Below are 15,694 nucleotides of genomic sequence, written 5' to 3'. Positions count from 1 at the left end.
TATTAAAAAAGTTTTTAAATTTCTTCCTTTTGACTATGACAAGGCTGAACTGTTACATGAAATTTTACGAAAATTAAAAAAAGTATTGTCAAATAACAATACTTTTGATAAAATACATATTTTAACAAAATTTCAAAATATTTCTTGACAAGTCAGTCCTTTAATGCTAACATGAAAAATGCACTATTGTGGCTGACTATACTTTTATGCTTTTCTTAATTATTATATCACAGTTCGTTAAAAAAGAAAAGTCCTTAATGAAAAAATGGAAAAAATAGTCAGACTGCAAAATACTCTAAAAAATTAAGGAGTGAACATCGATGGAGAAAAACAGGATACGCCCAGTAAAAGTAGGTAACGGTGTTAGAATGAGTTATGCCAAACAGCAGGAAGTGCTGGAGATGCCAAATCTCATTGAGGTACAGACTAATTCTTATCAGTGGTTCTTGGACGAAGGACTAAAAGAAGTTTTCCGAGATATTTCGCCTATCTCTGATTTTGGTGGTCATCTCAGTCTCGAATTTGTGGATTTTGTTTTATGCAGGGATGAGACAAAGTATGACATCGATCAGTGTAAGGAAAGGGATGCAACATACGCAGCACCTCTTAAGGTGAAAGTAAGGTTACACAATAAGGAAACAGAAGAAATTAAAGAGCATGAGATCTTTATGGGAGATCTTCCTTTGATGACTGCGACAGGTACCTTTGTAATCAATGGTGCTGAACGAGTTATAGTTAGCCAGTTAGTTCGTTCACCAGGTATTTATTATGCAATCGGACATGATAAATTTGGTAAGGAACTCTATTCGTCAACTGTAATTCCAAATCGTGGTGCATGGCTGGAATACGAGACTGACTCCAATGATGTATTTTATGTTCGTGTAGATAGAAACAGAAAAGTTCCTATTACTGTATTCCTTAGAGCTATGGGCCTTGGAAGCAATGAGCAGATTAAAGAACTTTTCGGTGATGAGCCAAAGATTCTCGCAAGTATCGAGAAAGATACTACAGAGAACTATCAGGATGGTCTTCTTGAATTATACAAGAAGCTTCGTCCAGGCGAGCCATTGTCAGTAGACAGTGCTGAAAATTTATTAAATGGTATGTTTTTTGATCCTAAGAGATATGATCTTGCAAAGGTTGGAAGATATAAGTTTAATAAAAAGCTTCATTTCAAAAACCGTATCACAGGCTGCAAACTTGCAGAGGATGCTGTCAGCCCTGCAACAGGTGAGGTATATGAAGCAGGTACTACTATTACTGAAGAACTTGCAACTGAGCTTCAGAACGCAGCAGTTCCTTATGTAATGGTTGAAAAAGAAGAAAAAGTTACAAAGGTGCTTTCAAACCTTATGGTTGACCTTAAAGCATATCTGCCAGAGGTTGATCCGGCTGAGGTTGAGGTACATGAGAGTGTTTATTATCCTCTCTTAAAGCAGATTCTTGATGAGAATGATGATATTGAGGAGATAAAGGAGCTTATCAGATTTAATATCTCTGAACTTGTTCCTAAGCACATTACAAAGGAAGATATCTTTGCTTCAATCAACTACAACATGCATCTTGAGTATGGTGTAGGTACAGATGATGATATCGACCACTTAGGAAATCGTCGTATTCGTGCTGTCGGAGAACTTTTACAGAATCAGTATCGTATCGGACTTTCAAGAATGGAGAGAGTTGTGCGTGAGAGAATGTCTACACAGGACATTAACAGCATCACAGCACAGTCACTTATAAATATCAAACCTGTAACTGCGGCAGTTAAGGAATTTTTCGGAAGTTCACAGTTGTCACAGTTCATGGATCAGAACAATCCTCTTAGTGAGCTTACTCACAAGAGAAGATTATCAGCCTTAGGACCTGGTGGTCTTTCACGAGACAGAGCCGGATTCGAGGTTCGAGATGTACATTATACACATTACGGCCGTATGTGTCCTGTAGAGACACCTGAAGGACCAAACATCGGTCTTATCAACTCGCTTGCATCTTATGCGAGAATAAATGAATATGGATTTATCGAAGCACCTTATCGTAAACTTGATAAGACTGATCCGGCAAATCCTATCGTTACTGACGAGGTTGTATATCTCTCAGCAGACGAAGAAGATAAATATATCGTTGCACAGGCTAATGAGCAGCTTGATGGGGATGGACATTTTGTGAGAAACAATGTTTCAGGTCGTTTCCGTGAGGAGACATCAGAGTTTGCAAAGAGCAAGATAGACCTCATGGACGTATCTCCTAAGATGGTATTCTCAGTAGCTACAGCCATGATTCCATTCCTCCAGAACGATGATGCTAACAGAGCGTTGATGGGTTCAAACATGCAGCGTCAGGCAGTTCCGCTTCTTATTACTGAGGCACCTGCGGTTGGTACAGGTATGGAGATGAAAGCGGCTGTAGATTCAGGAAACTGTGTAGTTGCAGAGGAAGACGGTATCGTTGAGCGTTCAGCATCAAACGAGATAATCATCAAGCCTGCAACAGGAAATGTTCACAGATACAAGCTTTCTAAGTTCCAGCGAAGCAATCAGGGAACAAGTATGAACCAGAAGCCTATCGTAAGAAAGGGCGATGAGATAAAGAAAGGACAGGTTATCGCAGATGGTCCTTCTACATGTGGCGGTGAGATAGCACTTGGTAAGAACCCTCTTATCGGTTTCATGACATGGGAAGGTTACAACTATGAGGATGCCGTTCTTCTTAGTGAAAGACTTGTAAAAGAAGATGTTTACACATCAGTTCATATAAATGAGTACGAGGCAGAAGCAAGAGATACTAAACTTGGTGCTGAGGAGATTACTCGTGATGTGCCGGGTGTCGGTGATGATGCACTTAAAAATCTTGATGAGCGTGGAATCATCCGTATCGGTGCAGAGGTTCGTGCCGGAGATATCCTTGTAGGTAAAGTTACTCCTAAGGGAGAGACAGAGCTTACAGCCGAGGAAAGACTTCTTCGTGCAATCTTTGGAGAAAAGGCTCGTGAGGTAAGAGATACATCTCTTAAAGTTCCTCATGGAGAGTTTGGTATTATCGTTGATGCCAAAGTATTTACAAGAGAAAACGGCGATGAGCTTCCACCGGGAGTAAATCAGTCAGTTCGTATATATATTGCACAGAAGCGTAAGATTCAGGTCGGAGATAAGATGGCTGGTCGTCATGGTAACAAGGGTGTCGTCTCAAGAGTACTCCCTGTTGAAGATATGCCATTCCTTCCAAATGGCCGTCCTCTTGATATCGTGCTTAACCCATTGGGTGTGCCTTCTCGAATGAACATCGGTCAGGTCCTTGAGATTCATTTAAGTCTTGCAGCAAAAGTTCTTGGCTTTAATGTATCGACACCTGTATTTGATGGTGCAAACGAGAGTGATATCATGGATACTCTTGAACTTGCAAATGATTATGCAAATACACCGCTCGATCAGAAAGAACTTGCCGAGCAGCTTGCAAAGGCAGAGGAAGATGGAGACGAGCAGGAAATCGCACGCTTAAAGGAAGTTGTTCCTTTTGTTGATAAATATAAGGATATTCTTTCACCTGATGTTATGGAATATCTTGTTGAAAATGAAGCTTATCGTGCTCAGTGGAAAGGCGTTCCAATCAATAGAGATGGTAAAGTTCGTCTTCGTGATGGTCGTACAGGTGAGTATTTTGACGGTGCTGTTACAATCGGTTTCATGCACTACCTCAAACTCCATCATCTTGTTGATGATAAGATCCATGCACGTTCAACAGGTCCTTATTCATTGGTAACACAGCAGCCACTCGGTGGTAAAGCTCAGTTCGGTGGACAGCGTTTCGGTGAGATGGAGGTTTGGGCACTCGAAGCATATGGAGCAGCACATACACTTCAGGAAATTCTTACTGTTAAATCCGATGATGTTATCGGTCGTGTTAAGACTTACGAAGCTATCATCAAGGGTGACAATATTTCAGAGCCGGGTATACCTGAGTCATTTAAGGTTCTCCTTAAAGAATTACAGGCACTTGCTCTCGATGTTACGGTACTTGACGAGGAAGGCAACGAAGTAAAACTTGGTGAGGATGTTGACGAATCTGAAAACGATTCAATCAAATCACTTACTGATGATGATGAAACATATGACGCATTTGACAATGGTGAGTCATACGCATCAGCAGGTTATATCGAGGGTACTCCTGATGAACTTGAAGATGCATTTGGTGCAACTATGGTTGATACAGATTCAGTATTTGATGACTAAGGAGGTTACTATGTCAGAGACTAATAAAGCAGAAAAGCACATCACTTATGATGCTATTAAGATTGGTCTTGCTTCGCCTGAAAAGATCAGAGAATGGTCAAGAGGCGAGGTTAAGAAGCCTGAGACAATAAATTATAGAACCTTAAAACCGGAAAAAGATGGTCTTTTCTGTGAAAAGATTTTTGGACCTAGCAAGGACTGGGAGTGTCATTGTGGTAAGTACAAGAAAATCCGTTATAAAGGTGTAGTTTGTGATAAGTGTGGTGTTGAAGTTACAAAGTCAAGCGTTCGTCGTGAGCGTATGGGACACATTGAACTTGCAGCTCCTGTGTCACATATCTGGTATTTCAAGGGTATCCCAAGCCGTATGGGACTTATCCTTGATGTATCACCAAAGAACCTCGAGAGGGTATTATATTTTGCTTCATATATCGTACTTGAGACAGCTCCTGATATAGGAATTCAGCAGAAACAGATATTATCTGAGGCTGAATATCAGGAAGCAAAGGCAAAATATGGCAATGCGTTCCGTGCAGGAATGGGTGCAGAATCCATTATGGAGCTTCTTATGAACATTGACCTTGAGGAAGAGTCTGTAACACTTAAAGCAGAACTTGAAAATGCATCAGGTCAGAAGCGTGCACGTATCATCAAGAGACTTGAAGTTATAGAGTCATTCAGAGAGTCAGGAAACAAGCCTGAGTGGATGATACTTACAGTTATTCCGGTTATCCCTCCTGATCTTCGTCCTATGGTACAGCTTGATGGTGGACGTTTTGCAACATCAGATATGAACGACTTATATCGTCGTATTATAAATAGAAATAACCGTCTTAAGAGACTTCTTGAACTTGGAGCACCTGACATTATCGTCAGAAACGAAAAGAGAATGCTTCAGGAAGCTGTAGATGCTCTTATTGACAATGGTCGTCGTGGCCGTCCTGTTACTGGTCCTGGAAACAGACCTCTCAAATCACTTTCAGATATGCTTAAAGGTAAGCAGGGACGTTTCCGTCAGAATCTTCTCGGTAAGCGTGTTGATTATTCAGGACGTTCAGTTATCGTAGTAGGACCTGAACTTAAGATTTACCAGTGTGGTCTTCCAAAAGAGATGGCTATCGAGCTTTTCAAACCATTCGTTATGAAAGAACTTGTTGCTAACGGAACAGCACACAATATCAAACAGGCTAAGAAGATGGTTGAGAAACTTCAGACAGAGGTATGGGATGTACTTGAGGAAGTTATCCGTGAGCATCCGGTAATGCTTAACCGTGCCCCTACACTTCACAGACTTGGTATTCAGGCATTTGAGCCTATCCTTGTTGAAGGTAAGGCTATTAAACTTCATCCGCTCGTTTGTACAGCGTTCAACGCCGATTTCGACGGTGACCAGATGGCTGTTCATCTTCCTCTTTCTGTTGAAGCACAGGCAGAGTGTCGTTTCCTTCTGTTATCACCAAACAACCTTCTGAAACCTTCAGACGGTGGTGTGGTAGCCGTTCCTTCACAGGATATGGTACTTGGTATCTATTATCTTACACAGGAGCGTCCGGAACTTTCGAGAACAAAGCCTGCTGATATCGACGATCCTGATGCAGATAAGCATCCGGAGAGATATTACAGATTTTATAAATCTATCGAGGAAGCTATAACAGCGTATGAAAATCATGAGATCTGTCTCCATGAGAGAATAAATGTCCGCAGAACAGGTATCAATGCTCAGGGAGAGACAGAGTCAAGAATCATCTGTTCAACACTTGGAAGATTTATCTTTAATGAGATTCTTCCACAGGATATGGGATTTGTAGACAGAACTGATCCTGCAAACTTCCTTAAACTTGAGGTTGATTTCCATGTAGGAAAGAAACAGCTTAAACAGATTCTTGAGAAATGTATCAATGCACATGGTGCAACAGGTACAGCAGAAACAATGGATGCTATTAAGGCAATTGGTTATAAATACTCAACACGCGCAGCCATGACAGTTTCTATTTCTGACATGACAGTGCCAGAGGAGAAAAAGACGATTCTTGCTGAAGCTGAAAAGACAGTAGAGCAGATAGCAAGAAAGTATCGTCGTGGTTTCCTTACTGAAGAAGAGAGATATAAGGGTGTTATCAAAGTTTGGCAGCAGGCCGATGATGAGATTACAAAAGCGCTTCTTACAGGACTTGATGCATATAACAACATCTTCATGATGGCGGATTCCGGAGCCCGTGGTTCTGATAAGCAGATTAAACAGCTTGCAGGTATGCGTGGACTTATGGCAGATACATCAGGACGTACTATCGAACTTCCTATCAAGTCAAACTTCCGTGAGGGACTTGACGTATTGGAGTACTTCATTTCTGCACATGGTGCTAGAAAGGGTATGTCAGATACAGCCCTTCGTACAGCCGATTCAGGATACCTTACACGTCGTCTTGTTGATGTATCACAGGATCTTATCATTCGTGAGATTGACTGCTGTACAAATAGAAAAGAGATTTCAGGTATGGAGATTTCTGCGGTTACAGACGGAAAGGATGTTATCGAGGAACTTCAGGAGAGAATCACAGGACGTTTTGCATGTGAGGACATCTATAGTGATGATGGAGAGCTTATCGTAAAAGCAAACCACATGATCACACCAAAGCGTGCCGCTCTCGTATGCCAGCGTAAAGAAATCGCTGAAAATAGAGCAAAAGCAAAAGTTAAGATTCGTACAATCCTTACATGTAAATCACATGTCGGTGTTTGTGCTAAGTGTTACGGTGCAAACCTTGCAACAGGTGAACCTGTTCAGGTCGGTGAGGCAGTAGGTATCATAGCCGCACAGTCTATCGGTGAGCCTGGTACACAGCTTACTATGCGTACATTCCATAGTGGTGGTGTAGCCGGAGATGATATCACACAGGGTCTTCCTCGTGTCGAGGAGCTTTTTGAGGCTCGTAAGCCAAAGGGACTTGCGATTATCGCAGAGATTGGCGGTAGAGTTTCTATTCGTGATACAAAGAAAAAACGTGAAGTTGTAATAACAAATGATGAACTTAAAGATGAGAGAGCATATCTTATCCCTTACGGTTCTCGTATAAAAGTAACAGAAGGTGAAGTTCTCGAAGCAGGTGATGAGCTTACAGAAGGTAGTGTAAATCCACATGATATCCTTGCAATCAAGGGTGTTCGTGCCGTTCAGGATTACATGATTCGTGAAGTACAGAGAGTTTACCGTTTACAGGGTGTTGAGATTAACGATAAGCATATCGAGGTTATCGTTCGTCAGATGCTTAAAAAGATTCGTATCGAGACAGCAGGAGATTCGGAGTTCTTACCTGGTGTAATGGTCGATGCACTTGAATTTGAAGATGAAGTGGAAAGACTTACAGAAGAAGGAAAAGAAGCTCCTACAGGACAGCAGTGCATGCTCGGTATCACAAAGGCATCGCTTGCAACAAACTCATTCCTCTCAGCAGCATCATTCCAGGAGACAACTAAGGTTCTTACAGATGCCGCTATCAAGGGCAAGATAGATCCACTTGTTGGACTTAAGGAAAATGTTATCCTTGGTAAACTTATACCTGCCGGAACAGGAATGAAATGCTATCGTGAAGTTAAGCTTGATTGTGATGAAGCAGCAGAAAAGATGATTGAAGAACGCAACAGAGCTAAACAGGAAGCAGCAGAGCAGGAAGCCAAAGAAAAGGCAAAAGAGAAGAACAGGTCTGTTGAAAAAGAGATAGAACCTGAGAGTGTGGAAGATGAAACAGATTCTTTGCTTCAGTCAGATGATGACGGGGAACTTGTATTTTCAACAACAACTGAATTAGACGATTAATATTTGGTTATTATAATTTGAATTTATTATCGTATAGTATAAAAAGGCTGACAGTCAGTGATTTTTCGCTGGTTGTCAGCCTTTTTTGCGTTGATTTCTCGTGCTTATTATGCTGTCAGCATAAGACATTTATCGACTTAAAGAGTATAATTAGGATATCTTAAAAGATAAGAATAATAAAATACATAGTTAAGGAGATTATGATGAAAAAATTAAATGAAAAATCAAAGATTGAACAATTTTTTATCATTATGTTGATGTTTGTTGCTTTAATGGCAATGTTTTGCCTGACAGGTTGTGGAGGCTGTGGTGGCTGCGAAAAAATAAGATGTGGTGGTGGAGAAAGTGGAAGTTTAGGATTGTCAGTCCCGGGCTGTGGGGGGATTTTAACATCGGGAAAAGGGTGTAATATTCCGCTTTGGTCACAGTCTGTAAAATGTGTATCAAGTTTTGGTACAGCAAAGGAAAATGCAGATGCAAAGAGTGAAGAAGCATATGGTATGCATGCATGTGATGTAAGATATTATGGTGGCGGTTGTTTAGGTTGTTTGGGTTGCAATCAAAGTCAAAAGAGCTGCTATAATGGTTGTAGAAAATATAGAGATGGGGGTGAGAAAAAGAGAGAAATGTTTTTTGGCTCTGCAAATTATCCTAAAGGAGATGACGTATTAGAGTTTCAGATAGGATGTTCTAATGGCTGTGTCAGCCTTAATTGTGCGGATGAAGAAGAAAGAAACAATACAAGTGGTATGTACAGTTTAGAGTATTTAACAGGAGTAGAGTAAAAATGTATCCATATATTCATATTATATTACCGTCATATATGGTTATGGCGTTGATTGGAGGATTTTTATCGGTGTGTTTTATATTTTTACACATAGATAAATATGAAATAGAGTTTACTAATTTTTTGAAGATGTTTTTCTTTTGTCTAATAGGCGGAATAGTTGGCAGTAAAGTCCTTTTTGCGATAACGCAGATACCATGGCTGATAAAGAATTTTTCAGTAGTAAATATGCTGTTGCTTGTTCCACAGAGTGGATTTGTATTTTATGGTGGATTGTTTGGAGTTATATTTACTTTAATGTTACTGACAAGAAAAGATACAGATATGCGAAGAAAGGTATTTGAAATATCGGTTCCTGCAATGCCGTTATTTCATGCATTTGGCAGAATAGGCTGTTTCCTTGCGGGATGTTGCTATGGAAAAACATTATCTTCGCCAATAGTTGTAGGACCAATGGAATTTACAAGAATACCAGTACAACTTATGGAATCTCTGGCGGAATTTATTTTGTTTATTGTAATCTGGGTAATCAGTAAAAGAAATAAACAGGTAGATCTATTAAAAATCTATCTTGTAACATACGCTGTTATCAGGTTTACAGATGAATTTATGCGTGGAGACAAAATCAGAGGAATATATTTTGGAGTGTCTACGGCACAATGGATTTCTTTGACTATTTTGATTGTGTATGCAGTGAAATATATAAAAATGAGATATGTTAATCATTCAAGAGTTTTTGAATGATAAGTTTATATAGTATCTATAAAAATCCTGTAAACTTATAAATATCAGCACAGGCTTGACACTTTATGTTAATCCTGCAAATTATTAGTAACAAAATACCCCTCATACATCCGTTTAACCTCAGCTTTCATATCCTGAACAAATTCCTCAGGCTCTAACGCTCTCACCCACGAGCCCTGACTTAGCAGGAACATGCGTATACCGTCACCATAAATATCAGCTTCAACAATATTTTCGCCATTTTCGACAGCTATAACTTTCGATGATGGTATTTTATCAAGAACGGCTTGTACGGAAGGCCCTGAAAAAGCAAAGCGTATTTTCTGTGTTTTGCCCGGAAACATAAGATGATTTGTTTTTCTGACAATGCCGTCATCAATTTCCTGACTTTGTCTGAGAGAAAAATGCTCCCTGTGTGCGACAATATGAATTATGCGGTCAACGCGGAAGAAGTGTGGTTCATATTGGTCAGGGACATCACATTCATAGGCGATAAGATAGTAATAGTATTCCGAAAACATAAGAGATAACGGCTTTATTTTATGAGTTACTTTTTGGCGGTTCATTTTAAGATATGTAATCGTAATATAGCGGCGTTGTTCTATATGTTCTGTTAAATTCCATATAAGCTCGATAAGACTTTCACAATCGTGGTGAACCTCTGTGTAATGATTTAGCTCTTTGTAAAGAAGGTTGTTAAGTTTACTGCGGTTTTGGGGCGTGGTATGCGATTTTAATTTATCTATAAATGTGTGAAGTTCTTCTTTTGAAAAAGCACGGCATCCTACCAGCAGTTTGGCGAGTGAAAGAAGTTCTGCGTTTGTAATAAAACTGTCCATATTGAGATGATATGTTTTTGAGGCATTATTATAAACAAGCTCGGGTTTTCCGAGTTTGTCATAATTGAGATCAAAAAAAGTTTTCAGAGATGTTATATCACGGGATATGCTGCGTGAAGAAATATCATATTCTGCCGCAAGTTTCTGGGCACTTATATCCTCGCCCTTCATTAAACGAAAAAATATCTCAAGCATCCTGTCTTTTTTATCTACTTCCATTTTAATCCTCATTTCTATTTGTTTTACAAAATTCTTATTAACAGTTAATTTTAGTTTTTTATTATGAGCATTATACATTTTAAGATATTTGGCAAAAAAAATACAGATAAAATTTCAGTTAGACAATTTTTGTCCAATCGTATGAGTATCATTAAAGTAAAGATGAGCAATGCTTAAAGCTAAAGCAGGGTGTCGGAGTGGACTCAATAAAGTAAAAAATAGTATACGGAAAAGAGGGATAATATGCAGGTTAGAGAAATAATTGAACAGGAGAATCATGAGGTAGAATTTGATAGTCCGTTTGGCAAAGTTGTAGTGTCATCGGAAAAGAATATGTATGCATCATTGCGTAAGAAATATCAGGAACTGGCAAAGGCTGCGTCTGAGAAGTATGGTGAATTATATGATAAATATGCAGACTGCAATGATATATGTGAATTTGGAGAGAGAGATTTCAAGGTGGCAGCATCAGAAGCTGTTGAAAATATGAAAAATGACCTGATAAGTATGGGGAAATATGACTATGATTCTGAGGCAATTTATAAGAAATTATCTGAGCTTGGCGGAATGAAAGGATTTGATGATGCATATGATAAGGTGACTTCGTGGATTTATGAGATTGTTGGAGAATTTGAGCATAATCGTCAGTGTCGTGAAGAAAGAAAAAACAGCCGCAGTCGTTATGATGTTGCAACATTTGGCGGAGGATGGCTTGATGCGATGGCAGATCAGGCAGAGGCAAGTATTGTCAACTGGGGAATAGGACTTGCACATTCAGCGGTAAATGCAGCAGGAAATAAAATAGATGAGTCAAGTGCAAATAATAGGCTTATAAAACTTTTTGAAAAGCCTGAGTTAAAAGGAACACTTGTTAATGGAGTGTATGCCAGCGTATTTTCATTTCATTATGTATTGATAGAACTTATGACTGACTGTGCTGGCAATGTGGAATGGGGCATGCCTGTTTCTGAGACTATAGAAAAGGGAAAACGTATGCTTAATAATCTTGAGAGCGGCGCAATTCCTGCATCAGAAGAAAGTAAAGTGTATCAGGAAACATTTATCGGAATGTGTTATGAAAAAGATATATATATCCATCTTATGAAAAAATACGGGGATAAGGATGGTAAAATAAAAAAATTATCTGATTATTTTGGAGTAAGTCTTGAGGATTCAAAAGATAATGTTGCCTTAGCTTATGTGAAAGAACATCAGGGAGAGACAGAAGAAGATGCTGTAAAGGCGAAGGAAGAACTGATAAATTACTGTAAAGATATTAAACTTGAGGTGTCAGATGAACTTGAATGTATGAAGTATATAAATAAGCGTCTGGAAGAATTTGATACACAGTATAGAACAGTTGAAAATATAGTGTGCATGACTCGTGAAAGTGCGGATCAGTCAAGGGGAGAACTTCCTGAAATCCATGAATTTATGAAAGATGTCAGAGCACCTTTGGACGATGATCTTCTTGATTATGAAGCAGATTTAAAGGCAAAAAAAGAGGAATTTTCAGCCAGATTTAAGTCTGAGATTGCGGCAGAATATATAAAGAAGATGGACGGTTATCTGGTTAAGTTTGATGAGCAGTTTTGTAATGTAGGATTGTTTAAGACTGTGGACAGACAGGAGGCAGGTGCATGCAGAGCATTAAAATTTGTAAAGAAACTGAACTATGAAACAATGGACGATATAAATAATGCATACAATTTACTTGCTGAATTTCTTCCAAAGGTGGGAATAACAGAGGACGAGGCCTCAGATGCCATACATTACATAGAAAAACAGCGTGGAAAAATTGAAAAAGGAAAGGCTGGTGGTTTATTTGGTGGTTTTTTCAGAAAAAAATAATATTAAAAAACATCACTGATAATATTATGATAAAATAAGTTTTAATATTTATAAAATAATATGTGCAAAAAATATGCAGATATTAGCAATACAAGAAAAATTTTATATAAAAGTATAAAAGGTAAGTACATATGGATTTAAGAGTATTACATTATTTTTTGACTGTTGCAAAAGAACAGAGTTTTACAAATGCTGCGGCTGTGCTGCATATAACACAGCCGACACTTTCAAGACAGCTTGCAGCCCTTGAGGATGAACTGGGTACGGTTCTTTTTAACAGGGGAGGCCGCAGCATCACCCTTACGGATGAAGGTATTCTTCTTAAAAGGAGGGCTTTGGAGATAATCGACCTTGAGGACAGGATACTTGATGAATTTAAGGGCAATAATGAAGTGGTGGAAGGTAAGGTAACTATTGGTTGTGGTGAGTTTGCAGCAGTCGAAACTATGGCTGAGATATGTGGGCGTTACAGGAAAAAATATCCAATGGTTCAGATAGTGGTTCATACGGGGACAGCGGATATCGTATATGAGATGATGAATAAAGGACTGGTGGATGTAGGTCTGTTTATGGAGCCTGTAAACAAGGAAGGATTGGAGTATATCAGTATTAGGGACAGTGACCATTGGGTTGTAGGTATGAGACCGGATGATCCGCTTGCAAAAAAAGAATATATAACAAAGGCTGATCTGTTAAATGTTCCTCTTATTTTGCCGGAGCGTGCCGGGGTTCAGAATGAACTTCAAAACTGGTTTGGAAAAGATGCAGACAAACTTCATGTAGCATTTACAAGTAACCTCGGAACAAATGCTGGGGTTCTGGCAATACATGGTCTTGGATATCCTGTTTCGATAGAGGGAGCGGCGCGATATTGGAGAAGCAATCTGCTTGTTCAAAAAAAACTTTATCCAGAGATAAATTCAAGTACAGTTCTTGCATGGAGGAGAAATATACCTTATTCTCAGCCGGTTAATAAGTTTATTGATGAGATAAATGCTTTTAAAAAAGAATGTTTTTGTTGACGGGAATCTATGGGGATATGAATTGTTATGCTTTTCGAGCATAATACAATATATATTATAAGTATTAGACATGACAAAATAAAGAATATTATAATAAATGTACAGGATATGTTATAAGAATGTTCTGTACATTTATTTTTTTAACACTATCAAGGAAGTTTTCCACTTCTATTGCGTAAAGTAATAAGTGTGGATGATTTGTATCAGAATGGATGGCAAGCCCCTTCTGATATGCTGCGATAGCAGCTAATAGTGTTATGAGCAAGTAGCAGAACAGATTGCAAATATTCGTTTGACTCAATAAGTAGTATCAAAAAATTTATAAAAATTTAGGAGGCGAAATTTATGTCAAAAAAATTAGTTGCATATTTTAGTGCGAGCGGAGTAACAGAAAAAGTTGCTGAAATGATTTCAGAAGTTTCAGGTTATGATCTCTATGAGATTAAGCCTAAAGAGGCATACACAAAGGCTGATTTAAACTGGATGGATAAAAAATCAAGAAGTAGTGTGGAGATGAAGGACAAAAAGATCAGACCTGAAATCATTACAAATGACATTGAAATGGCAGATTATGATGAAATCATACTTGGATTCCCTATCTGGTGGTATGTAGCACCTACTATTATAAATACATTTTTGGAAGCATATGATTTTTCGGGTAAGAAGATTACTCTTTTTGCAACTTCAGGTGGAAGCGGATTTGGAAATACTGTAAGTGAACTTAAACCATCTGCACCTAACGCTGATATTGTGGAGGGGAAGTTGCTTAACAATGCAAATAAACAGGAAATCGAAAGCTGGTTAAAGACAATATAGATAATATCATATAGGAGGTTATTCGATATGGCTAAAATAATACAGACAGCAGGAAGGAATGCACTGGGAGAGTTTGCACCTCAATTCGCACATTTTAATGACGATGTTCTTTTTGGTGAAAATTGGAATAATACAGATATAGATGTTAAAACAAGAAGTATCATAACGGTTGTAGCGTTGATGTCGCAGGGAATCACTGACTCATCGCTTAAATTTCATCTTCAGAATGCTAAAGATCATGGAGTAACACAGAAGGAAATAGCAGCTATAATCACACATACGGCATTTTATGCAGGCTGGCCTAAGGCATGGGCTGTATTTAATCTCGCAAAAGAGGTGTGGAGCGTAAATGAAGGTGATCTGCCATATGAGGATGAAGCTATGAGAGCACACGCTAAATCTATGGTATTTCCTATTGGTGCACCTAACGATGCGTTTGCACAATACTTTATAGGAAAGAGTTATCTTGCACCGGTATCGACAGAACAGGTTGGTGTGTTTAATGTAACATTTGAACCGGGATGCAGAAACAACTGGCATATTCACCATGCAAAGAGTGGTGGAGGACAGATACTTGTATGTGTTGCCGGTCGCGGATATTATCAGGAGGAAGGAAAAGAGGCAGTAGAGATGAAGCCTGGCGACTGCATTAACATTCCGGCTGAGGTAAAACACTGGCATGGGGCAGCAGAGGATGAATGGTTCTCTCATCTTGCAATCGAAGTTCCGGGAGAGGATTGCTCTAATGAGTGGTGTGAAGAGGTATCAGATGAGCAGTATGCGAGTGCAAATAAGAAATCAAAATAAATTTAAAAAAGTTATTGACATAGCATATATGGTATGATAATATAGTCTTCGCTGTCGCACAAAGACGACTGGAAAGTGAGAGCTTGTGCAACGGTGAAGATTTATAATAAATTAGCCAGAAAACCTATGACTTTTTAGGTCGTGGGATGAATGGCATCATGATAAGTAGCGTTGTGGATATGAGTATCCTATACAGTAGAGGCGAAGTGGACACGCCTGTAAGAATAAGGGTTGCCTAGTAATAGGTGGAAACTTAAATATCAGACTTCTTAAATAGAGCCGTCAGGCTCTTAGAAGCCCATTACCTTTAGGTGATGGGTAGTTCACTATAAGAAAATATACATATCCGGTCTGAGTGGTTTTGAGAAACAGGATTTTGTTAAAACAAAAAAGTTCTTGACATGATATCGAATATGTGATAGTATTTTATCTGTTGTCGCAGTTGAGAGATTGCACAGCAAAAAAATGATTTGATTTTGTCTGAAGATGACGGAATTAAATGAAAAAAGTTCTTGACAATGTCGAAAAGATGTTGTAAGATAAATATCGCTGTCGCAACAAAGCGATAA

Annotated in this window: 9 protein-coding genes; 8 read left to right on the top strand and 1 reads right to left on the bottom strand. The window is 38.8% G+C overall.

Going from position 1 to position 15,694, the window contains the following annotated elements:
- Window positions 1–320 precede the first annotated feature (320 nt).
- The 4 genes from KQI69_RS00615 (at window position 321) to KQI69_RS00600 (ending at window position 9,571) form a co-directional block, all read left to right on the top strand.
- Window positions 321–4,226: a DNA-directed RNA polymerase subunit beta gene (locus KQI69_RS00615; RefSeq protein ID WP_216563349.1), complete on the top strand. Its 3,906-nt coding sequence runs from the start codon at window positions 321–323 to the stop codon at window positions 4,224–4,226.
- A gap of 10 nt (window positions 4,227–4,236) precedes the next feature.
- Entirely contained in the window at window positions 4,237–8,040 is a 3,804-nt protein-coding gene (gene rpoC, locus KQI69_RS00610; RefSeq protein WP_216563348.1) for a DNA-directed RNA polymerase subunit beta', read from the top strand.
- 203 nt (window positions 8,041–8,243) lie between these two features.
- Complete coding sequence (locus KQI69_RS00605; protein ID WP_216563347.1) at window positions 8,244–8,825, top strand: hypothetical protein; 582 nt, start codon at window positions 8,244–8,246, stop codon at window positions 8,823–8,825.
- Window positions 8,826–8,827: 2 nt separating this feature from the next.
- Complete coding sequence (locus tag KQI69_RS00600; RefSeq protein ID WP_216563346.1) at window positions 8,828–9,571, top strand: prolipoprotein diacylglyceryl transferase family protein; 744 nt, start codon at window positions 8,828–8,830, stop codon at window positions 9,569–9,571.
- Between the two features lie 68 nt (window positions 9,572–9,639).
- On the opposite strand, the gene KQI69_RS00595 is transcribed toward KQI69_RS00600, so the two are convergent.
- Entirely contained in the window at window positions 9,640–10,629 is a 990-nt protein-coding gene (locus KQI69_RS00595; RefSeq protein WP_216563345.1) for a YafY family protein, read from the bottom strand.
- Between the two features lie 243 nt (window positions 10,630–10,872).
- Here KQI69_RS00595 and KQI69_RS00590 point away from each other — a divergent pair, with 243 nt between their 5' ends.
- The 4 genes from KQI69_RS00590 to KQI69_RS00575 all read left to right on the top strand — a co-directional run bounded on the left by KQI69_RS00590 (window position 10,873) and on the right by KQI69_RS00575 (window position 15,125).
- Complete coding sequence (locus tag KQI69_RS00590; RefSeq protein ID WP_216563344.1) at window positions 10,873–12,480, top strand: hypothetical protein; 1,608 nt, start codon at window positions 10,873–10,875, stop codon at window positions 12,478–12,480.
- Between the two features lie 131 nt (window positions 12,481–12,611).
- A complete protein-coding gene (locus tag KQI69_RS00585; protein ID WP_216563343.1) occupies window positions 12,612–13,502 on the top strand; it encodes a LysR family transcriptional regulator in 891 nt (296 codons plus the stop codon).
- Between the two features lie 345 nt (window positions 13,503–13,847).
- Window positions 13,848–14,318 (top strand): flavodoxin, encoded by a 471-nt coding sequence (locus KQI69_RS00580; RefSeq protein ID WP_216563342.1) that lies wholly within the window; start codon window positions 13,848–13,850, stop codon window positions 14,316–14,318.
- A 27-nt stretch (window positions 14,319–14,345) separates the two neighbouring features.
- Window positions 14,346–15,125 (top strand): carboxymuconolactone decarboxylase family protein, encoded by a 780-nt coding sequence (locus KQI69_RS00575; protein WP_216563341.1) that lies wholly within the window; start codon window positions 14,346–14,348, stop codon window positions 15,123–15,125.
- Window positions 15,126–15,694: the final 569 nt, after the last annotated feature.

The organism is Eubacterium sp. MSJ-13 (genome assembly GCF_018918235.1).
In the GTDB taxonomy this organism is placed as follows: domain Bacteria; phylum Bacillota; class Clostridia; order Lachnospirales; family Lachnospiraceae; genus Butyribacter.
Note: the sequence above shows the minus strand (reverse complement) of the source record. Positions and strands in the feature narration are given on the sequence as shown.